Source organism: Robiginitalea myxolifaciens (assembly GCF_900115205.1).
GTDB lineage: Bacteria > Bacteroidota > Bacteroidia > Flavobacteriales > Flavobacteriaceae > Robiginitalea > Robiginitalea myxolifaciens.
In genome coordinates, this window is record NZ_FOYQ01000002.1 from 24,036 (window position 1) to 44,306 (window position 20,271).

Here is a 20,271-nt window from a genome sequence, read left to right on the forward strand (position 1 = left end):
ATCATGGATTTGAAGGGGCTTACCATACGACCAATTACCCGGTCAGACAATACAGCCATTGCCGGGATTATCCGCAGTGTCATGCGTGAATGGGGTGCCCCTGAGGAAGGATCGGCCCTGTCCGACCCTGAGCTCGATCGGATGTTTGAAACCTATGAACCCGTGGGAAGTATGTATTGGGTGGTTGCCGACGGCACTCAGGTTTTAGGCGGGGCCGGTATTGCGCCGCTCGCCGGTGGTCCCCAGGGTACCTGTGAACTCCAAAAAATGTATTTCCGCCCGGAACTACGGGGTAAAGGCATGGGTGCGACCCTCATTGGAAAAGCGATGGAGGAAGCCAGGAAGCTGGGATACCGTCAATGTTATATCGAGACCATGCCGTATATGGACAAAGCCATGCGTTTGTATGAGCGTTTTGGTTTCGAAAAACGGTCAGAACCTCTGGGAAATACAGGTCATACGGCCTGTCAGGTTTGGCTGGAAAAGACGCTATAGGAGTTTACCATGTTGCTAACCGACTTGCGTGCGCAGTACAGAAAGGCCCTGGCTGGGAATTATCAGGAGGAGGAAATCGACAGTATCTTTTTCCGGCTATTGGAGCATTTTCTGGGACTCCCTCGTTTTATTATTGGTCTGGAGCCCAAACGATTTTTATTGCGGGAAGAGGAGGAACCTTTGCTTCAGGGCTTAAACCGCCTGCTTCAGGGTGAACCTGTACAATACATTACCGGGAAGGCCTTTTTTATGGATTTGGAGCTCGCGGTAGGTCCGGGAGTACTCATTCCCAGACCGGAAACTGAAGAATTGGTTATGTGGGCCCTGGAAATACTTGAAAACCGACCAAAACCGGTTATCCTGGATGCGGGAACCGGCAGTGGTTGTATCGCTTTGGCGCTTGCCTCGGCCCTGCCTGCAGCAACGGTACATGCACTCGAAATTTCAACCGAGGCCCTGCGTCTGGCCCGGCAAAATAACAGCCAATTGGATTTGGAGGTCGCCTTTCACCAGGGCGATATGTGTGATCCTCCGGACCTCCCGAAAAACCTGGACTTATTGATCTCAAATCCCCCTTATATCCCAGACATCGAGTCGGAAAGCCTGGATAAACATGTCCGTGAATTTGAGCCACATCAGGCGCTTTTTTCCCCGGACGATAATCCTCTGAAATTTTATAAGTGCCTGGCAAAAATGGGGTTGGAACAACTCAAGCCCGAGGCCTTTTTGCTGGTTGAAACCCATTATCAATACGCCCGGGAGGTCGCCGCGATATTTGAGACCGCAGGCTATCGGGATATACAAGTGAAAAACGATATTTTTGGAAAAGAGCGCATGGTTTGCGCCGTTAAATAGCAAAAGCAGGAATAGAGCATTATGATGGATCAGGAAAAGGAGCGAATCGATCTTTTAAGGCGCGAATTACAGGAGCACAACTACAAATATTACGTTGAAGATTCCCCCGTGATCAGTGATTACGAGTTTGATATGAAACTCAAGGAGCTCCAGCAACTTGAAGCGCAGCATCCAGACTATTTTGATCCGGCTTCTCCTACCCAAAGAGTAGGGGGAGAGGTCACGAAAAATTTCAATACCATTACCCATGACTATCCCATGTACTCCCTGGATAACTCCTACTCCAGCGAAGAGCTCATCGAATGGGAGAATCGTCTGAAAAGAATGTTGGGTGTGGCCCAATTGGCCTATACCTGCGAATTAAAATACGATGGTGCTTCCATCAACCTCACTTATGAAAATGGGGAATTACTTCGGGGTGTAACCCGGGGTAACGGAACGGCAGGGGATGAGGTTACAGCCAATGTCAGAACAATCCGATCCATTCCCCTTCGCTTGCGCGGAAAGGTACCGGGACGTTTCGATGTCCGCGGGGAAATCATCCTGCCGCTCGAGGGGTTTGCCCGAATGAATCAGGAGCGGGAACAGGCTGGCGAAGACCTTTATATGAACCCCAGGAATACAGCATCGGGCAGCCTGAAATTACAAGATAGCGCCGTGGTGGCCCAACGTCCACTCGATTGCCTGTTTTATGGGATGGTCGGCAGGGATTTGCAACTTTCCAGTCAGTATGAGATGCTCACCAGGATGCGGGAATTCGGTTTTAAGGTCCCTGAAACAGCGAGGCTTTGCCAGAATATGGATGAGGTCATTGCATTTCTCAACCATTGGGATGAAAAGCGGCATAACCTGCCTTATGAGACCGACGGTGTTGTGATTAAGGTTAATGACCTGCGGCTTCAGGACGAACTCGGATTCACGTCAAAATCGCCCCGCTGGGCCATGGCCTATAAGTTTAAATCCGAGCAGGCGCTGACCCAACTTGAGGAAATTACCTATCAGGTTGGGAGAACCGGGGCAATCACTCCTGTAGCCAACCTCAAGCCGGTTTTGCTTGCAGGTACTACGGTTAAAAGAGCTTCCCTGCACAACGCAGATCAGATTGCCAAATTAGACGTTCGCATTGGCGATTGGGTATATGTGGAAAAAGGTGGTGAAATCATACCCAAGATCACCGCTGTGGAACTTAAGAAACGCGCGCCGGAATCCGAGCCGGTAACTTATATTGAGTTATGCCCGGAATGCAACACCCCTCTGGAGCGGAAGGAAGGAGAAGCCCAGCATTTCTGCCCGAACGATACGGGCTGCCCGCCTCAGATTACCGGACGTATCCAACACTTCATTTCGCGTAAAGCCATGGATATTGAAGGTCTGGGAGGGGAAACCGTTGAGCTACTTTTCAGAGAGGGGTTAATTGGGAATTACGCTGATTTATATTCCCTGAGCCTTGACGATCTGCTTCCGCTGGAACGAATGGCGGAAAAATCGGCGACCAACCTGCTGGAAGGTGTTGCGGCCTCCAGGCAGGTGCCCTTTCCCCGCGTTTTGTTTGCCTTGGGCATCCGGTATGTTGGGGAAACCGTGGCCAAAAAACTGGCCCGTGCATTTGGATCCCTGGAGCGGCTCATGGAAGCGAGTACCGAAGAGTTGTTGTCCGTGGACGAGATTGGCGAACGAATTGCAGCCAGTGTCATCAGTTTTTTTGCAGATCCTGTTAACCGGGAAATCGTGTTGCGATTACAGGAACAGGGACTACAATTTGCCTTGGATGAAGCTGAACTGGAAAACCGCACTGAGGTACTGAAAGGCCAGACCTTTGTGGTGTCTGGTGTATTTGAAACCCTCGAACGCAATGCCCTGAAAAAGATGATCGAAGATAATGGCGGCAAGGTAGCTTCCAGTGTTTCCTCCAAAACCACCTACCTGGTGGCAGGAGATAAGATGGGGCCCAGTAAACGGACCAAGGCAGAATCCCTGGGGGTCGCCATTATTGGGGAGCAGGAATTCCTGGCATTGGTAAAGGGGAACTAAAAGCATCATGAATCGCGAAGATTTTTTTGAATCACTGGATGCCGATAATCCTCCTGAGGATTTTGCCCCTGCGCTGAAAGTACTTTGGCACGATGCGCAGGAGGATTGGGAGGCTGCACACGACATCGCCCAGGACATGCCCGACAATCTGGGAAGCTGGCTGCACGGATACTTACATCTTAAAGAGGGCGACCGTTGGAACGCAGCCTATTGGTACCGGCAGGCCAACCAGCCCTTCCCGGAATCCGGAATTACTGCAGAATTTGATCGGTTATTGGAATATTTATTGAATACTTAGGGATCCGTTTTACACGGAAATCACAGCACTCTTCCCCTTGGCGTCCCCGGTCTGGTTGTCGAAGGTAAAATCGATTCTGCCCAGGCGTACACCGTAGCAGCCTACCTGGTTCACCAGAACCCGGTTTCCTGCACGGTTCGGGAGCAGGTCCGCTTCCTCCATAAAGGTATGCGTATGCCCTCCGATTATCAGGTCTATTCCTTCGGTTAGCTGCGCCAGGCGCACATCGCTCATGAGATCTTCCTCCCGGTAGCGGTAACCCAAATGGGACAAGCAAATCACCAGGCGGCAACCTTTCTCCTCCCGTAATTCTCTGGCGATATCCAGGGCGCGCTCCACGGGATCCAGATACTTCGTTTCCCCGAAAAGGACTGGATCTACAAGACCCTTTAATTGAATACCCAAACCAAATACGCCTACTTTAATCCCATCCATTTCGTAGATCTCGTAGGGATTGAATAAGCCGTCCAGAGGGGTGTTACTAAAGTCGTAATTCGCATTGACGAACTTGAAATCCGCATTCGGCAGTTGAGCCAATAAGCCCTCCAAACCGTTGTCAAAGTCGTGGTTGCCCAGGGTTGCGGCCTGGTACCCCATTTTATTCATCAGGCGAAATTCCAATTCCCCGCCGTAGAAATTAAAGTAGGGGGTACCCTGGAAGATATCTCCGGCATCCAGCAATAGGGTGTTTGGATTTTCTTCCCGGATCGACTTAATGAGTGAAGCTCTGCGCGCTACACCACCCAAGCCTGGAAATTGCCCATGGGAATCGGGAAAAGGATCGATATGGCTGTGCACGTCATTGGTATGCAGAATGGTGATCTTCTTCTCCCCGAATCCGCTACAGGAGTTCAGGGCCAATCCGCCAAGGCTCAAACCGGTTCCAACGGCAGCACTTCGAGTAATAAAGGTCCTTCGTTTCATGGTTTCTGGCGTTGGATGAACCGATCATCTACGCCGGTACGCAGGGTGTCGGTTATTTTGAAGTAATCGATTATGGCATTCCGGATTTTATACCCGAGGTCTGTAGTGGTGCGTGCTTTGCCCAAAAAAGCCATTCCGTCTCCTCCGGTTACCAGAAAATTCGAAGTAACCAGCCTGTAAGTCTCATCCTGATTCAAGGGACGTCCTCCGATTTCAACGGAAAGAATCCGGTTATTCTCGTCGACAACCAGAGACATACCTGCTATTGGAGTTGGGCGATCCTCAGCACTCAGATACCGAGCCATTTCAGTAAGGGCTGCGCCGTCCATTTCTAATAGAACAATCGTATTCTCAAAGGGCATCAATTCGTAGGCAGTACGGGCGCTTACGGGCCCGGCAGAAATGATGCTTCGAATACCTCCGTGATTGAGCAAAGCGATGTCTACAGGAGGTTGTCCTTGCAGGCGCATCAGGGAGTCAGACATTTTTAATAGCAGATCTGCCATCAGGTTCCCCAGGCTGGAATTTCTGTCTCCGTCGTTCTTGGTTAGCGTGGCAGGAGCATAACTCAATGCGCTATCAAGGGTTTTGTTGACGTGCTCGCGATAAGGAGCGATATAGGTCGTTAGGGAATCGTCCTCCGCATACGTACTATCTATGGCTATGCGGCTAACAACGGCAGCACTTACGGAGGAGTCTTGTTGACGACATCCTGTAACGGTACATATTGTTATAAATAAAACAAAAAGTTTTATTTTTAAATATTTCGACATTGTAACTTTGAAGTGCAGTTGGTGGCAGATTAATTACCTTTGTTTGAAAGCTTCAGGCAGATGGTTTTTAAAGGACTCACGGACAAATTTAAGTATAAATCCGGCGTCAAATATCTCAAAAAAGAATTATCCCAGCAGGCAGCCGGGCCCGATCGGCCAGGAGGACTGAGAAGTATCGGGGTTATTCTGGATTTAGATAGTTTTTCGACCCCGGAGGTCTTTTACGAGTTCATCGATGTCTTTAAACTGCGCCCAAATGCCGTAAAGATCATAGGGTATAAACGGTTTTACGACAAGAATTCCCCTTATGCCACCCCGGTTTTTTCCGATAAGGATCTCGGGTGGAACGGCGATATTGAAAACAGTTATGCGCTGGAGTTTCTGGGACGCGAATACGATTTACTGATCAACTACTATAAAGAAGACAATCTGATGATGAAGTTGATGAGTGTGAAAGCCAAAGCGACCATGCGCGTGGGATTTGCCGAAATCGATCCGGTTTTTAACGACCTGATTCTCGGCTGTGAATTAAAGGATTTCAGCCTTTTCAGAAAGGAATTGCAAAAATACCTAAGCGTACTTAAGGAATGGGTTTAACGAGCCAATGGACCGGAACGGGTACCGCCCTGGTAACCCCCTTTACTGATGATCTGGAAGTAGATCTTAAGGCATTGGGAGATTTGGTGGAATTCACCATTGAGGGGGGAATAGACTACCTGGTAGTATTAGGTACTACCGGTGAAACGGCTACCCTTGATGCACAGGAAAAGCAAGCAATAATGCGCCGGGTTTCAGAAGTAAACGCCGGTCGCGTACCCCTGATGGTTGGGGTAGGAAGTAACAATACCCGTGCTTTGCTCCGAGAAGTGGAACAGACCGACTTTCCGGATTATCAGGGCATTCTCTCCGTTTCCCCCTACTACAACCGCCCAACACAAGAAGGGATTATAGCCCATTTCAAGGCTTTGGATGCGACTACCCCGCTACCTATTATGGTCTACAATGTTCCGGCGCGAACGGGCAGTAATATGAGCGTGGAAACGACCATAACCCTGGCAACGGAATGTCCCAATATTTTTGCCATCAAAGAAGCCTGTGGGGACTTGTCCCAGCTCGAGGCGCTGATTCGAAAAGCTCCGGAGGATTTTATGGTAATATCCGGGGATGATTTTACCGCAGTCCCTACGGTAGCCCTTGGCGGGCAGGGGGTGGTCTCGGTTTTAGCTCAGGGTATTCCGTCGGAATTCTCGCAAATGATGCAGGCGGGGTTGGCCAAAGACGTCCCCCGTGCGGAATCCCTCTATGCGGCATTGGATCCCCTGGTCCGATTGATTTTTCGAGAAGGCAATCCGGCAGGTATTAAAGCCCTGCTCAACCTCCAGGGAATTTGTGGTACTCAAGTGCGCCTGCCCCTGTTACCGGCAAGCCCCGACCTTCAGGAATCCCTCAGCAATGCCCTGGCCAAACTTCGCGCTAAGGTGGTATCTTGACACCCGCTGAGGTTCTCTTGGGTGTTAAAATGCCATTAAAATTTCACCTGCTGCACCTGCCGGCATACCGCAGTAGACTAAATTGCGTTTTCAATCTCGATTAGAATGTGTAATTTTGCCCAATGTTTTTGGAAATCCCAATGAGTCGAACCGCTTTGCAAATCAGAACCATAGGCCTTTTTACCCTGGCCGTGCTGTTGCTCACTTCCTGTGGCGAATATCAGAAAGCGCTGAAGGATACGGATATCAGCAAGAAATACGAGGTTGCCGAAAAGCTTTATACGGAGGGCTCTTTCAAGAAGGCCAACCGCCTGCTGGAACAAATTGCTCCGCAGTTTGTTGGAAAACCGCAAGGGGAACGGGTTATGTTCTTTCTGGCCGATTCCTATTTCCAAATCGAGAACTACAATTTCGCGGGCTACCAGTTTGAGCGATTCCTAAAGTCTTATCCCAAGAGTGATAAGGCCGAAGAAGCCGGGTTCCTGGGTGCGAAAAGCTATTATATGCTGTCTCCCCGATATTCCCTGGATCAGACGGATACCGATAAGGCCTTGACGAAACTACAGTTGTTTATCAACGCAAATCCGGAGTCTGAATTTTTGGCAGAAGCCAATGAAATGGCCCAGGAACTGACTACCAAGAAAGAAAAGAAAGCTTTTGAAATTGCCAAGCAGTTCGTAAAGCTGGGGAAATACTTTACACTGGATTACAACATTTCTGCCCTCGCGGCACTGGATAATTTTATCTCGGATCATCCGGGCTCTCAGTTTCGGGAGGAAGCCTTTTACCTGCGGGTAGAGGCGGCGACCAACCTGGCGGTTAACAGCACCTATTCCAAAAAGGAAGAACGTCTGGAGGAAGCTGAAGAGATGTACCAGGCGTTGCTGCGATCCTATCCGGAAACGCGATATGCCGAAAAAGCAGCAGACACCAATGAAAAGCTTCAAAAAGAGAAGGCCAACTTTGAAGCATTGAAAAACGAACTTACAAGATGAATATGAACGATTTGAAGAATACCAAAGCTCCGGTAACCACTACTACTATTAACCGGGACGAGTTCGACGACAAGACGGACAACATTTACGAGGCGATTTCTATTTCCGCTAAACGCGCGATCCAGATCAATGCCGAAATCAAGAAGGAATTACTTGAAAAACTGGAGGAATTCGCCACTTACAGCGATAGCCTTGAGGAGGTTTTCGAGAATAAGGAGCAAATTGAGGTGAGCAAGTTTTACGAAAAATTGCCAAAGCCGCACGCCCTTGCTATCCAGGAATGGCTGGAAGATAAGATCTACTACCGCAACACCGAGAAAGACGGGGAATAAGATGTTGGCTTCCAAGCGTATCCTTTTGGGCATTACCGGGGGTATTGCTGCGTATAAGACCACCTTTCTTACCCGTTTATTGATAAAGGCCGGCGCTGAGGTCCGCATTGTGATGACCCAGAGCGCCGGCCAATTTGTTTCCCCCCTGACCCTGGCAACCCTTTCCAAGAATGAGGTACTCACCGATTTTATAAAGGAGGAAGAGGGAAGCACCAACTGGAATAATCATGTAGAACTCGGACTTTGGGCCGACCTGATGATTATTGCACCCGCAACCGCCAATACCTTATCCAAAATGGCGTCCGGTACTTGCGACAACCTCTTGCTCGCCGTTTACCTCTCTGCAAAGTGTCCTGTATTCTTTGCGCCAGCCATGGATCTGGACATGTACAGGCACCCCAGCACCAAATCGTCTATTGAGAAACTACAATCCTTCGGGAACATTCTCATACCCGCAGAATCCGGGGAATTGGCCAGTGGACTGGAAGGCGAGGGGCGTATGGCTGAGCCGGAAACCATTGTAGCCCGAATCCAGGAGGAATTAAGCTCCCGACTTCCCTGGCGTGGTAAAAACGTATTGATAACTGCAGGGCCAACTTTTGAGCCCATAGATCCTGTCCGATTTATCGGGAATCATTCCAGTGGAAAAATGGGATTTGCACTAGCCCATGAAGCGGCACAGCGCGGTGCTGCAGTTACCCTGGTTACAGGTCCAACCAGCCAGGAAACCTCGCATCCGGGGATTCAATGCCTGCGGGTAAATACGGCGCAGCAAATGCTCGATACGGCATTGGAACACCTGGAAGCGGCCGATATCGTAATCGGAGCTGCCGCCGTGTCGGATTACCGCCCGGCAACCGTGGCCGACGAAAAAATCAAGAAGTCCGAGGATCACCTCAGTTTGGATTTGGTTAAAAATCCGGATATCATCCACAGTCTCAGCAAGCGGCGTAAACCCGGTCAGTTTTTTCTGGGATTTGCCCTGGAAACCGAGAAAGAAGCCGAACATGCCCGGGCAAAACTAAGCCGGAAAGGACTGGATGCTATAGTGCTGAATTCCCTGCGCGACAAAGGAGCAGGTTTTGGTGGGGATACGAATAAAATCAGTTTTATAGACAAGAATTCGGAGCTTACACCGTTTGCATTAAAAGAGAAATCAGAAGTTGCCCGTGATATCCTCGATGAAATCGATCGTCGCCTGTAGTTTAATCCTGTTTTTTACACTGATTACAGGTACTGCTACCTATGCACAGGAACTCAACTGTACGGTCACGATTAATTCCGACCAGGTTAACCAGACCAACCAACAGGTTTTCCGAACCCTCGAGCGGTCTTTGATGGAATTTGTTAACCGCACGCAATGGACGGACCGTATCACCAAGGAAAACGAACGCCTCAATTGCCGGATGTTTATAACGGTAACAGACTTTGAATCGGACCGATTCCAGGCTACCATTCAAATTCAATCTTCACGTCCGGTTTACAACACTTCTTACGAAACAGTAGTCTTCAACTACAAAGACGATAGCTTTAATTTTCGTTACACGGAATTCCAGCCGCTGGTCTTTAACGAAAATGTCTTCGAATCCAATTTGGTAGGGGTTATTTCCTACTATGCCTACATCATGTTAGGCCTGGATGCGGATACCTTTCAGCTGGAAGGAGGTACCGATTATTACAAAAAGGCCCAGGGTATCGTAACCCAGGCACAGGGAAGTAGTTTTTCAGGATGGGGACAGACCGCCACGGACAACCGAAGCAGGTTTCAGCTGGTCGATAATTTATTGTCAAATACGTTCCGGGAATTTCGGATCGCCGTATACAATTACCATCGCAAAGGACTGGATATACTGGCCGATAACAATAGTACCGGCAAACAAATCATCGCCGGTTCATTGCGACTTTTCGAAACCCTGATCCAGCGCAGGCCCAATGCCTTTTTAATCCAGACCTTCTTCGACGCCAAAGCCGAGGAAATACAAAGCATTTTCTCCGATGGTCCCAAGGTCGATATCGTTCAGCTCAAGGAAACCCTGAACCGGGTAGCCCCCTTTTACGCCAGTACCTGGAGTCAGATTACCTATTAGGATTTCCGCTGACCCATCCTCCTGGCAAGTTTTCCACAACTGAATTTTTTTAGCGTCGATTCTGCTATCTTTAGCCCTGCAGAAAACATTCGACTTGCTTACCCATCTGGCCATAAAAAATTACGCCCTGATAGACGATCTTCAGGTGAACTTCGCTTCCGGATTCTCAACGATTACAGGAGAAACCGGGGCAGGAAAGTCTATTTTACTACAAAGTTTAGGCCTGGTTCTTGGGAATCGCGCCGACCGCACCGCCCTCAGGGATCAGCAAAATAAATGCATTATTGAGGCGGAATTTGGCCTGGAAGGGTATCCGGAAATCCGCAATTTTTTCGAGCAGGAGGACCTGGATTACGATACCCATACGCTGCTCAGACGCGAAATCCGACCCAATGGCAAATCCCGGGCCTTTATCAACGATACCCCGACCACCCTGGATGTGTTACAGCAATTGGGTAACCGATTGATAGACATCCACTCCCAGCATCAGACCCTCGAACTCACCGGGGAGGCTTTTCAACTCCGTGTTGTAGATGCCCTGGCGGGTAACGGGTATTTACTTCGTAAGTACGCCGAAAACAGGGAGGAGTATAAAGTCAAAAAAGCGCTCCTGGAGCAAAGGAAAGCGGAGCGGGAAGCGGCTTTCCGGGAACAGGATTACAATGCTTTCCTTCTCGAAGAATTACTTCAGGCCAATCTGAGCCCCGGGATGCTCGAATCCCTGGAAGCCCGGGAATCTGAACTGAGTCATGCCGAACTCATTCTCGAAATGCTCGGCGAAGGCAGCCAGATCATGGATCAGGAGGAATTTGGGTTATTGAGCCTGCAGTCCCGATTGCGTCAACTGTCCAGAAAACTGGCCGGGCTGTCGCCGCGATTTGAGCCATTGGCAAAACGCCTGGAATCGCTCTATCTGGAAGCCGAAGACATCAGCGCGGAATTGGCCGATCTGGCCGAAGGTCAGGATTCGGATCCGAAACAATTACAAGAAGTGACGGATAGTCTGCAGCTGCTCTATGACCTGTTGAAAAAACATCAGGCGGGAACCATAGAGGAATTACTGGTAATCCGTGATAACCTCGATAAAAAAGTGAGCGATACCGCCGAAATGGACGGTCAGATCGAAGCCCTGGAGGAAGCCTGTGAGCTATTGGGCCATACCCTTGAAGCCCTGGCGGGGGAATTGCATACTAAACGGGCAGCCGTCCTGCCGGAATTTGTGAATAAGCTAAAAGAAGAATTGGCCAATCTGGGCATGCCCCATGCCGATTTTAAGTGGGAACTCACCGAAACGGAGGGCTTTGGCCCCAGGGGTAAGGATCGCTTTGAATTGCTTTTTACGGCTAATCAGGGAGGCAGTTACGGCCCGCTGAAGAAAACAGCCTCTGGAGGGGAGTTATCCCGTATTATGCTAACCATAAAAGGAATCCTCTCGGCTTATGAGAATTTGCCAGCCATGATCTTCGATGAGATCGACACCGGGGTGTCGGGCGAGATTTCGGCCCGCATGGGGGATATCATGCAACGCATGAGTGGCCACATGCAGGTCATTGCCATAACCCACTTACCCCAGGTGGCCTCTAAGGGCGACCGTCAGTATAAGGTCTTTAAAGAAGTCAGCTCAGGGACTACTCATACCCGCATGCAACTACTATCTGAGGAGGACCGTATCCGCGAACTCGCATCCATGCTGGGCGGCGACAGCAGTTCTGATGCGGCCCTGACCCATGCCCGGGAATTACTGAATTAATTCCGACACTTTGCTCGGCGAGTTTAAGGGATGCTCAAAATTTGGGTATCTTTGGTCTAGTAATTTTTAGAAATCAACCACCGATGGCATACAATCTTTTAAAAGGAAAGAAGGGAATTATTTTTGGCGCCCTGGATGAAAATTCAATCGCCTGGAAAACAGCCGAACGCGTCCATGAGGAGGGCGGCAGCTTTGTTTTAACAAATGCACCTATCGCAATGCGAATGGGTCAAATCAATGCGTTAGCCGAGAAAACCGGATCCCAGATCATTCCAGCGGATGCCACCAGCGAGGAGGATCTTGAAAATCTTATCAGCCAGAGTATGGAAATCCTGGGGGGCAAGCTCGACTTTGTACTGCATTCCATTGGGATGTCGGTCAATGTTCGCAAAGGACGCCACTACACGGACGAGAAATACGACTGGACAGCCAAAGGTTGGGAAGTTAGTGCACTGTCCTTCCACAAGGTAATGCAGGGATTGTATAAGGCCGATGCAATGAACCCATGGGGGAGCATTGTGGCCCTTACCTACATGGCGGCCCAGCGCACTTTCCCAGATTACAATGATATGGCCGACAATAAGGCTTATCTCGAATCTGTGGCCCGTAGTTTCGGGTATTTCTTTGGAAAAGAAAAGCAAGTCAGGGTCAACACTATTTCCCAGTCTCCAACCCCGACAACCGCCGGACAGGGGGTCAAAGGTTTTGATGCTTTTATCAATTATGCGGAAAAAATGTCTCCTCTGGGTAACGCAACTGCCCAGGATTGTGCAGACTATACGGTAAGCTTGTTTTCCGACCTTACCCGGAAGGTTACCATGCAGAACCTCTTTCATGACGGAGGCTTCTCTGCAACCGGAGTGAGTCAGGAAATCATAGAAACATTCGGGGATTCCTAAGCGCTCTTTGCGTTTACCGGAGCGGAGTCTGCGGCGTATAACAACAATTGAATTGAGAACCCGCACGTCTTGAAGGAGCTTATTTCCATTGTAGTCCCGGTTTTCAATCGGCCGGAGGAACTTCAGGAGTTACTGGGCAGTGTGGCGGCTCAGGAAAGCCCGGGTGTCTTTGAGGTCGTTATCGTTGAAGATGGATCACAGCGGGATGCGCGCCACGTTGTAAAAGCCTTCGAAGATTCCCTTGAGCTGCAATACCATAACAAGGCGAATACCGGACCAGGAGACTCCCGAAACTTTGGTATGCACAAGGCAAAGGGGACCTATTTTGTATTGGTAGATTCCGACTGTATCCTTCCTCCCGATTACCTGGCCGTTTTGCGTAAGTATTTGGGAAATAATCCTGCCGATTGCATTGGTGGGCGGGATGCGGCCCATCCTGATTTCAATTCCCTGCAACAGGCAGTAAGCTATACCATGACTGCTCCATTAACCACAGGCGGGATTCGCGGGGGCAAGGCACCGGATAAAAACTTCCAGCCCCGGAGTTTCAATATGGCAATATCGAGGGAAGCCTTTAAAGCTAGTGGCGGATTTAGTCGGATACATCCCGGGGAGGATCCTGATTTAAGCCTGAGACTCAAGAAAATGGGATTTCGGATTGATTATATACCGGAATGGTATGTTTACCATAAGCGGCGCATAAATTTCAGGGCCTTTTATCGGCAAGTCAATCGATTTGGGTTGGCCCGGCCGATCCTGAATCGCTGGCACCCCGGGACCGCTCGATTCGCCTATTGGTTTCCAAGTCTGTTTATCCTGGGACTGTTATTTGCCATGCTGCTGCCTGTGCTCTCTTACCTCGGTATTCTTAATCTCGGGGCCTTCAGCGGATTCGTCTGGATTCCCCTTGCGGCCTATCTCCTGTATTTTGGGCTGTTGTTTTTAGGGGCCTGGAGGAAAACCGGGAAGCTCACAACAGGGCTGCTTGCCGTTGTTGCCGGCTTTGTCCAGTTTCTGGGATATGGCCTGGGCTTTTTAAACTCCCAGATGCTCCTTAACTTTAGTGCTAAGGAACCCGAAGTACTGTTCCCAAAACTATTTTTTAAGTCCTGAGATTGTGATTCACAAGGTAAAGTCCGGCATATCATCCCCCAAAGCACGTGTGTTTGCGCTATTCCTAGTATTCGCAACCGGAGCCTGGTTAATTTCCCGGCTTTCGCAGACCTATACCCATACCGTAGCCATCCAGCTAACCTATCAGGACCCACCGGATAGCTTGATTCTGGTCAACACTCCGGCACGCGAAATTCCCGCCAGACTTCGCGCGAACGGTTTTCAATTGTTAAGCCTGCAGCTCAATCCCAAGGTGGTAGACCTGGATCTGAGCCGCGCGCACCGTCGGGCCCAGAGCTACATTATCGATCCGGACATGTGCAGCAATCAGATTCAACAGGCATTGGGCGATGGTATTGGCCTGCTCTCCATTCCAAGGGATAGCTTACGCCTGAATTTCCAGGCTTTGCGTTCGAAATCGGTTGAGGTCCGTCCCAATATCCAGATAGAGCTTGCCCAGAATTTTATGCTCCAGGGCCCCCTGGATATACGGCCGGCCCGGGTGCATTTGCTGGGACCTCCGGATGAAATAGACACCATTAATCAGGTGGTTACGGACCCCCTGATCCTGAAGGACCTACGGGATAATTTTGAAAGCGAAGTGACCATTTCGGGTATGGACGGGTTGCCCAATACCCGTACCTCGGTGGAGAAAGTACGCATCAGCGGAACAGTCATACGATTTTCTGAAGTGATCATTGAGATTCCGGTGGTGGTCACCGGGGTACCCGAAGGAATGGAGATTCGGACCTTTCCCGATAACATTGGAATCTTATGCAAGGGAGGCGTCAGCACCTTAAAGGACTTGAAACCCTCGGATTTCAGGATAGAGGCGCCCTATGACCAGCCAGATCCCGAAAGTGGTCGCTTACCGCTATCTCTGGTGCGCAAGCCGGAATCCGTCCTGGCCGTGGATCTCCTCGAAAGCAGCGTGGAATTCATTATCCGCAAAGAATGATACGGGTAGGGCTTACCGGTGGCATTGGGAGTGGAAAATCTACAGTGGCCCAACACTTTCGGGAATTGGGTATTCCGGTATATGAAGCGGATACCGCCGCTAAAAACCTTATGAATACCGATACTACATTGGTCGAGCAGATTAAGGTCTTACTCGGGGGCGATGCCTATGGCGCCGAAGGCCTGAACCGGGCCTATGTTGCCGAAAAAGTTTTCGGCAATCCTGATTTGTTAGCGCAACTAAACGCCCTGGTGCATCCGGTTGTCAGACAAGACTTCAATGCCTGGGCTGCCTCGCAACGCGCCCCTTATGTACTACAGGAAGCGGCAATATTGTTTGAGACCGGTGGTCACGACCATTTTGATTACAATATATTGGTCACTGCTCCGGAAGAAACGCGCATCAGGAGGGTCATGAAAAGGGATGGTACTTCGCGAAAACAGGTCCAAGCCCGCTTGAGCAACCAATGGAAAGATGACCGGAAAATTCCCCTCGCCGACTTTGTTCTGGACAACCGGGATCGAAGGAAAACGAGGACTAATGTCCGGCGTATTCATCGCAAACTACTTGAATTATCAGGCCCTCCGGGCCGCCCTCTGTGTTAAGGTTCAGTTAAACCAGCCCCGGGCTAAATGTTAAATTTCTACTTTTACTTCACCGATGAACAGGAGATTATTCGTGGTGCTCATTGTTCTAATGAGCCTGTCCCTCATAGGGATAATAGCGGTACAGTTATTTTGGATTAAAAATTCGGTGGAAGACAAGGAGGAGCAATTCTCTAATGTCGTTACCGAAGTATTGACCAAAGTATCAGATGTCATTGAGGAACGGGAGATGCGGGATTATTCCGAACGCTTCCTGAAACTCAAGGATAGTTTAGGCGAATTAAAAGGGTCTCACCTGAGTGAAATGTTTTTCAGTTACCGGGACCTGAACTCCAATGAAGTCCTTGTGTATTCCCACGGGATACTGGAGGAAGATTACAATATTTCATCGACGTTCTTTGACAATACCAATCCTTTAGATAGCACAACCATACGGAGCTATACCAGCCGAAGAACCCAGACCTTGTACAAAGAAGATTATGGAATCGATGGGAAGGCTTTCCGGCTTACCCCTATTGAAAAATGGGAAAAAGTCGGGGGCATTTCAAGTATGGAAAAAGCTATGTTCGACGATGTATACCGGGAATATGCCGAAAAGGTCCCGATCCATGAACGTGTGAGCCGTGAGGAGATTGAATTGGCTTTGGACCGGGAATTCCAGGACCGCAACATGGACATCGATTATGAATACGGGGTCTATAGTCGTGGCTTACCGACTAAGGTTCGCACCCGTAAGTTCAAGTACGAAGCAGGGGATTTTTATAAAGCCCCGCTCTTCAGGGACTCCGAAGGGAATACGAACTATGCCCTGATGATTTCCTTTCCGAAACAGCAACGTTTTATCCTGGGCTCTATCCTTGGAATGGCCGGTTTGTCCTTACTGCTTACCCTGATCATTATGATTGCTTATGCAGGAGCTATTTATCAGCTGATAAAGCAAAAGCAGATCTCGGAAATTAAAACGGATTTTATTAATAACATGACCCACGAGTTTAAGACGCCTATTGCGACGATAAACCTGGCCGTGGAAGCGATAAAAAATCCCAAAGTAATTGGGGATTCAGATAAAATGAGCCGGTATCTCCAGATGATCCGGGACGAAAATAAACGGATGCACGCTCAGGTTGAAAATGTATTGCGCATTTCCAAACTCGAAAAGAATCAACTCGATATTTCCAAGGAACGCATAGATGTCCATGAACTAATTAAAAAGGCGATCTCGCATGTAGAATTGATCGTTCAGGACCGGGGAGGCTACATAAAAACGCATTTTGATGCCCCCAGAAGCGAAGTGCTTGCTAACGAGACACACTTTGGAAATGTACTGGTGAACATTCTCGATAATGCCGTTAAATATTCACCGGAAGCGCCAAAGATCGATGTGTATACGGAGGTAGCCCAAACCAACCTCGTTATACGGGTTCAGGACCAGGGTGCCGGGATGTCCAAGGCTGTCCTGAAAAGAGTGTTTGAAAAATTCTATCGGGAACATACCGGGGATATTCACAATGTCAAAGGGCATGGATTAGGATTGGCATATGTCAAAAAGATAGTAGAAGACCATCAGGGAGTCGTTTATGCAGAGAGCGAAAAAGGGAAGGGAAGTACGTTTTTTGTGAAGCTCCCATTAATATAAACAAACTATGGAAACGGAGAACAAGAAGATTTTACTGGTAGAGGATGATCCGAATTTCGGGATTGTGCTCAAGGATTATCTTTCTATGAACGATTTTGATGTTACCCTGGCCAAAAATGGTATGGAGGGTTTCGAAAAGTTCAAGAAAGACCATTATGATGTATGCATCCTCGACGTGATGATGCCCTATAAAGATGGGTTTACCCTCGCTAAGGAGATTCGAGAAAAGGATGAGAACATTCCTATCGTATTCCTGACGGCCAAAACCATGAAGGAGGATGTCCTCAAGGGCTACAAGGCCGGAGCCGATGACTATCTGCACAAGCCATTTGATTCCGAGGTATTGTTGATGAAGCTGAAAGCGATCCTGCAACGCAAGTCCTCGAATAACCTCGCAGACAGCAAGCAATTCGAATTCAGCTTTGGAAATTTTGACTTGAATTCCAAATTGCGGTTCCTCAAGTATAAGGACGAAGAGCCTATCAAGCTTTCCCCTAAGGAAAATGAACTGTTGCGTTTGCTCGCCTTGCATGAGAACGACCTGATGCCCCGGGAATTGGCGCTTACCAAGATTTGGAGAGACGACAATTACTTTACTTCACGAAGTATGGACGTCTATATCGCCAAGCTGCGTAAATACCTGAAAAAGGACGATAGCGTGGAAATTCTCAATATCCACGGGGAAGGTTTCCGCCTGGTCGTGAAAACCGATTCGGAGTAGTCCTGAACAAGTATTTTTTATCTAAGTAACTTATTATTCCCCGGCTGGCCCGGGGATTTTTTTTACCAGGATATCCAGGGGTTGGGTACAGTCGAGATGCAATCCGTATACTGGTATCTCCAGCGTATCGAACTGCGACTGGAGCAGGGCAGGGGGCATGAAATGGTCTTCCCGGGATTGGATTCGTTTAAGTAGCTGCTCGTAGCTACCCAGGAGAACTACCCAAACTTGTTTAGTGGTCTGGTTCCGGGATAAGAGTTGTCGGTAACTTTCTTTTAGGGCGGAACAGGCAATTACCGCACCCTTTTGCTTACCGTGTTCCTGCGCAAGCGCATTGAGTCGTTCCAACCAACCCAGGCGGTCTGCATCTTCAAGGGGAATACCGGCGGCCATTTTTTCAATATTGGCCTCGGGATGATAATCGTCTCCATCAAAAAAGGGTATACCAAAGCGGGCCGCAAGCGCCTTCCCCAGCGTGGATTTTCCACAGGCCGAAACACCCATTACCCAATATATTTTCGAGTTCATTTTGAGTTAGTTTGATTTTTGGAAATGAGCTGTGCTATAGCCTGGATCGCTTCAGATTTGCTCATCGCAGCGTTAAATTGCAAGGAAATCTGCTTTTTCCGAAGCCAGGTGAGTTGTCGTTTGGCGTATCTCCTGGAATTTTTGGCGATCTCTGCAACTGCAGTATCCTGATCCCATTTCCCGTCAAAATGGTGAAATAACTCCTGATAACCAACGGTTTGCAGGGCTGGCAAATGCCTCAAGTGATACACGCTCCTGGCTTCTTCGATCAGCCCTTCCGCTACCATTTGCTCAGCACGCGCATCGATACGCTCATACAACAATTCCCGGTCTATCGTAATTTGAATCGGCAGATGTGTGAAGAAGTCCGGTGTTTTTCGTTTACCCAAATAGGAAGAGTAGGGTTTGCCGGAGCTCAGGCTAACCTCCAGAGCGCGCAAAAGGCGTCGGGGGTTCTGTTGGTCAACTCGCCGATAGGTGACGGGGTCTACCCGTTTCAGTTCCTCCTGTAAGAAGCTGAGACCTGATTTTCGGAAGCCTTCCTCCAATTCTTCGCGTAATCCTGCTCTAATTTCAGGAAACTCGTCCAGCCCTTCGGTAACGGCATCCAGGTACATACCACTTCCCCCTACCATTATAACGATATCGTATTGAGAGAAGAGGGAACGAAGGAGCTGCTGGGCATCTGTTTGGTAGTCTCCGGCCGAATACGACTCAGTGACACTTTTATGCCCGATAAAATGATGTTTGGCCTGTTTTAATTCTTCCTTGGTCGGAGCGGCGGTACCAATAGGGATTTCCCGGTAAAACTGCCGCGAATCAAAGGAGACGATTTCCGTATGGAAGTGCCTGGCCAGTTCAATCGCCCAGGTCGTTTTCCCGACCGCAGTTGGGCCGTTGACACTGATGACTATTTTATCCTTCAAGGCCTGAGGTATAGATTAGTTCCCTGGTATTTGCGTTTCAAAGATCTGAGCCGCAGCTGTAACAGAATTTAGCGCCATCCTTATGGCCCTCTGTAGCGCAGCTTGGACAGGCCTGGGTGTTCAGATCTACAGCTTGGTTTACAACCGATTTTCCTTTGCCGGATTGCTTATTGAATTCCACAGTTACGATCCCCGTGGGGACTGCTATGATACCATACCCCAGGATCATAATAACCGTAGCGATGAATTGGCCTACCGTGGTTTGTGGGGCGATATCTCCGTAACCCACGGTGGTCAGGGTTACAATGGTCCAGTATATGCTGCGGGGAATGCTGGTAAACCCAGCGGCGTCATCTTCTATCAGGTACATTACCGTACCCATAATCACCGAGAGAATGAGCACGACGTAGATAAAGACGGCAATTTTGGTGCGGCTGGCCTTGAGGGCTGCCTTTAGCTGCGAGGCCTCTCCGATAAACTTTACCAGTTTCAGGATTCGGAAGATCCGCAAGAGTCGAAACGCTCGCAGGGCTAGAAAAACCTGGGAGCCCGCAATAAGATAGGAGAGGTACAGGGGGATTGTCGACAGCAAATCGATGATGCCGTAAAAGCTGAAAATATAGCGTTGGGGTTTGCGAATAGTGACAATTCGCGCAATATACTCAATGGTAAAAAAGATAGTAATGATCCATTCGAGTATCAGAAGCAGGTCGTGATACTCCGTATCGATTTCCTTCACGCTTTCCAGCATCACCAGGATTACGCTAAGGATAATGACAAAGAAAAGCGTCAGGTCGAACCATTTGCCCATGGGAGTATCGGCCTCATAAATGATTTCATGAAGCTTCTTCTTCC

General features: G+C 49.1%; 22 protein-coding genes. 17 read left to right on the forward strand and 5 right to left on the reverse strand.

Annotated elements, in window-relative coordinates; all coding sequences use genetic code 11:
• The first annotated feature begins 3 nt into the window (after window positions 1-3).
• Genes BM318_RS08180 through BM318_RS08195 form a run of 4 tightly spaced genes read left to right on the forward strand, consistent with a single transcriptional unit; the run spans window position 4 to window position 3,679 of the window.
• Window positions 4-495, forward strand: a complete 492-nt coding sequence (locus BM318_RS08180) for a GNAT family N-acetyltransferase (RefSeq protein ID WP_092982149.1) — start codon at window positions 4-6, stop codon at window positions 493-495.
• Between the two features lie 9 nt (window positions 496-504).
• Window positions 505-1,350: a peptide chain release factor N(5)-glutamine methyltransferase gene (gene prmC / locus BM318_RS08185; protein ID WP_092982150.1), complete on the forward strand. Its 846-nt coding sequence runs from the start codon at window positions 505-507 to the stop codon at window positions 1,348-1,350.
• Window positions 1,351-1,371: 21 nt separating this feature from the next.
• Complete coding sequence (gene ligA / locus BM318_RS08190; protein WP_394333334.1) at window positions 1,372-3,381, forward strand: NAD-dependent DNA ligase LigA; 2,010 nt, start codon at window positions 1,372-1,374, stop codon at window positions 3,379-3,381.
• Window positions 3,382-3,388: 7 nt separating this feature from the next.
• Window positions 3,389-3,679 carry a hypothetical protein gene (locus BM318_RS08195; RefSeq protein WP_092982152.1) on the forward strand — a complete coding sequence of 97 codons (291 nt, stop codon included), beginning with the start codon at window positions 3,389-3,391 and terminating at the stop codon, window positions 3,677-3,679.
• A 9-nt stretch (window positions 3,680-3,688) separates the two neighbouring features.
• Here BM318_RS08195 and BM318_RS08200 read toward each other — a convergent pair whose 3' ends face one another.
• Together BM318_RS08200 and BM318_RS08205 are read right to left on the reverse strand one after the other, a co-directional pair.
• Window positions 3,689-4,603, reverse strand: a complete 915-nt coding sequence (locus tag BM318_RS08200; protein WP_092982153.1) for a bifunctional metallophosphatase/5'-nucleotidase — start codon at window positions 4,601-4,603, stop codon at window positions 3,689-3,691.
• Complete coding sequence (locus BM318_RS08205) at window positions 4,600-5,376, reverse strand: 5'-nucleotidase C-terminal domain-containing protein (protein ID WP_092982154.1); 777 nt, start codon at window positions 5,374-5,376, stop codon at window positions 4,600-4,602. Before BM318_RS08205 ends, BM318_RS08200 begins: the two co-directional genes overlap by 4 nt.
• A gap of 60 nt (window positions 5,377-5,436) precedes the next feature.
• Between BM318_RS08205 and BM318_RS08210 the strand changes: the two genes are divergently transcribed.
• From BM318_RS08210 to BM318_RS08270, 13 genes are all read left to right on the forward strand, one after another.
• Window positions 5,437-5,973 carry a DUF6913 domain-containing protein gene (locus BM318_RS08210; protein ID WP_092982155.1) on the forward strand — a complete coding sequence of 179 codons (537 nt, stop codon included), beginning with the start codon at window positions 5,437-5,439 and terminating at the stop codon, window positions 5,971-5,973.
• Window positions 5,964-6,866 carry a 4-hydroxy-tetrahydrodipicolinate synthase gene (gene dapA, locus BM318_RS08215; RefSeq protein WP_092982156.1) on the forward strand — a complete coding sequence of 301 codons (903 nt, stop codon included), beginning with the start codon at window positions 5,964-5,966 and terminating at the stop codon, window positions 6,864-6,866. The genes BM318_RS08210 and dapA overlap by 10 nt, the downstream gene beginning before the upstream one ends.
• Before the next feature lie 140 nt (window positions 6,867-7,006).
• Entirely contained in the window at window positions 7,007-7,861 is an 855-nt protein-coding gene (locus BM318_RS08220) for an outer membrane protein assembly factor BamD (protein WP_092983428.1), read from the forward strand.
• Entirely contained in the window at window positions 7,858-8,193 is a 336-nt protein-coding gene (locus BM318_RS08225; protein WP_245759788.1) for a DNA-directed RNA polymerase subunit omega, read from the forward strand. The genes BM318_RS08220 and BM318_RS08225 overlap by 4 nt, the downstream gene beginning before the upstream one ends.
• Before the next feature lies 1 nt (window position 8,194).
• Window positions 8,195-9,397 carry a bifunctional phosphopantothenoylcysteine decarboxylase/phosphopantothenate--cysteine ligase CoaBC gene (gene coaBC, locus BM318_RS08230; protein ID WP_092982157.1) on the forward strand — a complete coding sequence of 401 codons (1,203 nt, stop codon included), beginning with the start codon at window positions 8,195-8,197 and terminating at the stop codon, window positions 9,395-9,397.
• Window positions 9,375-10,280, forward strand: a complete 906-nt coding sequence (porD, locus tag BM318_RS08235; RefSeq protein WP_092982158.1) for a type IX secretion system protein PorD — start codon at window positions 9,375-9,377, stop codon at window positions 10,278-10,280. Before coaBC ends, porD begins: the two co-directional genes overlap by 23 nt.
• 94 nt (window positions 10,281-10,374) lie before the next feature.
• Entirely contained in the window at window positions 10,375-12,030 is a 1,656-nt protein-coding gene (gene recN / locus BM318_RS08240; RefSeq protein WP_092982159.1) for a DNA repair protein RecN, read from the forward strand.
• Between the two features lie 83 nt (window positions 12,031-12,113).
• Window positions 12,114-12,929, forward strand: coding sequence for an enoyl-ACP reductase FabI (locus BM318_RS08245; RefSeq protein WP_092982160.1), 816 nt, complete (start codon window positions 12,114-12,116; stop codon window positions 12,927-12,929).
• A 69-nt stretch (window positions 12,930-12,998) separates the two neighbouring features.
• A complete protein-coding gene (locus tag BM318_RS08250) occupies window positions 12,999-14,042 on the forward strand; it encodes a glycosyltransferase family 2 protein (RefSeq protein WP_092982161.1) in 1,044 nt (347 codons plus the stop codon).
• 4 nt (window positions 14,043-14,046) lie between these two features.
• Window positions 14,047-15,000, forward strand: coding sequence for a CdaR family protein (locus tag BM318_RS08255; protein ID WP_092982162.1), 954 nt, complete (start codon window positions 14,047-14,049; stop codon window positions 14,998-15,000).
• Entirely contained in the window at window positions 14,997-15,605 is a 609-nt protein-coding gene (gene coaE / locus BM318_RS08260; RefSeq protein ID WP_092982163.1) for a dephospho-CoA kinase, read from the forward strand. The genes BM318_RS08255 and coaE overlap by 4 nt, the downstream gene beginning before the upstream one ends.
• Window positions 15,606-15,660: 55 nt before the next feature.
• Window positions 15,661-17,241 carry a sensor histidine kinase gene (locus BM318_RS08265; protein ID WP_177218283.1) on the forward strand — a complete coding sequence of 527 codons (1,581 nt, stop codon included), beginning with the start codon at window positions 15,661-15,663 and terminating at the stop codon, window positions 17,239-17,241.
• A 7-nt stretch (window positions 17,242-17,248) separates the two neighbouring features.
• On the forward strand, window positions 17,249-17,962 hold the full coding sequence (locus BM318_RS08270; RefSeq protein WP_092982165.1) for a response regulator transcription factor: 714 nt from the start codon (window positions 17,249-17,251) through the stop codon (window positions 17,960-17,962).
• Between the two features lie 33 nt (window positions 17,963-17,995).
• Here the strand turns inward: BM318_RS08270 and BM318_RS08275 are convergent, their stop codons facing one another.
• The 3 genes from BM318_RS08275 to BM318_RS08285 are packed head-to-tail and all read right to left on the reverse strand — an operon-like array spanning window position 17,996 to window position 20,227.
• Window positions 17,996-18,490: a gluconokinase gene (locus BM318_RS08275; protein WP_092982166.1), complete on the reverse strand. Its 495-nt coding sequence runs from the start codon at window positions 18,488-18,490 to the stop codon at window positions 17,996-17,998.
• Window positions 18,487-19,416 (reverse strand): tRNA (adenosine(37)-N6)-dimethylallyltransferase MiaA, encoded by a 930-nt coding sequence (miaA, locus tag BM318_RS08280; RefSeq protein ID WP_092982167.1) that lies wholly within the window; start codon window positions 19,414-19,416, stop codon window positions 18,487-18,489. The genes BM318_RS08275 and miaA overlap by 4 nt, the downstream gene beginning before the upstream one ends.
• A 37-nt stretch (window positions 19,417-19,453) precedes the next feature.
• Entirely contained in the window at window positions 19,454-20,227 is a 774-nt protein-coding gene (locus BM318_RS08285) for an ion transporter (RefSeq protein ID WP_092983432.1), read from the reverse strand.
• Between the last annotated feature and the right edge of the window lie 44 nt (window positions 20,228-20,271).

What these genes read in the sequence shown, in the direction of transcription:
- BM318_RS08285 (WP_092983432.1), bottom strand. Translation starts at nt 20,227, where the DNA reads ATGGGCAAATGGTTCGACCTGACGCTTTTCTTTGTCATTATCCTTAGC.
- porD (WP_092982158.1), top strand. Translation starts at nt 9,375, where the DNA reads ATGAAATCGATCGTCGCCTGTAGTTTAATCCTGTTTTTTACACTGATT.
- BM318_RS08180 (WP_092982149.1), top strand. Translation starts at nt 4, where the DNA reads ATGGATTTGAAGGGGCTTACCATACGACCAATTACCCGGTCAGACAAT.
- BM318_RS08245 (WP_092982160.1), top strand. Translation starts at nt 12,114, where the DNA reads ATGGCATACAATCTTTTAAAAGGAAAGAAGGGAATTATTTTTGGCGCC.
- dapA (WP_092982156.1), top strand. Translation starts at nt 5,964, where the DNA reads ATGGGTTTAACGAGCCAATGGACCGGAACGGGTACCGCCCTGGTAACC.
- BM318_RS08225 (WP_245759788.1), top strand. Translation starts at nt 7,858, where the DNA reads ATGAATATGAACGATTTGAAGAATACCAAAGCTCCGGTAACCACTACT.
- BM318_RS08220 (WP_092983428.1), top strand. Translation starts at nt 7,007, where the DNA reads ATGAGTCGAACCGCTTTGCAAATCAGAACCATAGGCCTTTTTACCCTG.
- BM318_RS08205 (WP_092982154.1), bottom strand. Translation starts at nt 5,376, where the DNA reads ATGTCGAAATATTTAAAAATAAAACTTTTTGTTTTATTTATAACAATA.
- coaBC (WP_092982157.1), top strand. Translation starts at nt 8,195, where the DNA reads ATGTTGGCTTCCAAGCGTATCCTTTTGGGCATTACCGGGGGTATTGCT.
- BM318_RS08265 (WP_177218283.1), top strand. Translation starts at nt 15,661, where the DNA reads ATGAACAGGAGATTATTCGTGGTGCTCATTGTTCTAATGAGCCTGTCC.
- BM318_RS08195 (WP_092982152.1), top strand. Translation starts at nt 3,389, where the DNA reads ATGAATCGCGAAGATTTTTTTGAATCACTGGATGCCGATAATCCTCCT.
- prmC (WP_092982150.1), top strand. Translation starts at nt 505, where the DNA reads ATGTTGCTAACCGACTTGCGTGCGCAGTACAGAAAGGCCCTGGCTGGG.
- BM318_RS08275 (WP_092982166.1), bottom strand. Translation starts at nt 18,490, where the DNA reads ATGAACTCGAAAATATATTGGGTAATGGGTGTTTCGGCCTGTGGAAAA.
- BM318_RS08270 (WP_092982165.1), top strand. Translation starts at nt 17,249, where the DNA reads ATGGAAACGGAGAACAAGAAGATTTTACTGGTAGAGGATGATCCGAAT.
- BM318_RS08210 (WP_092982155.1), top strand. Translation starts at nt 5,437, where the DNA reads ATGGTTTTTAAAGGACTCACGGACAAATTTAAGTATAAATCCGGCGTC.
- coaE (WP_092982163.1), top strand. Translation starts at nt 14,997, where the DNA reads ATGATACGGGTAGGGCTTACCGGTGGCATTGGGAGTGGAAAATCTACA.
- BM318_RS08200 (WP_092982153.1), bottom strand. Translation starts at nt 4,603, where the DNA reads ATGAAACGAAGGACCTTTATTACTCGAAGTGCTGCCGTTGGAACCGGT.
- ligA (WP_394333334.1), top strand. Translation starts at nt 1,372, where the DNA reads ATGATGGATCAGGAAAAGGAGCGAATCGATCTTTTAAGGCGCGAATTA.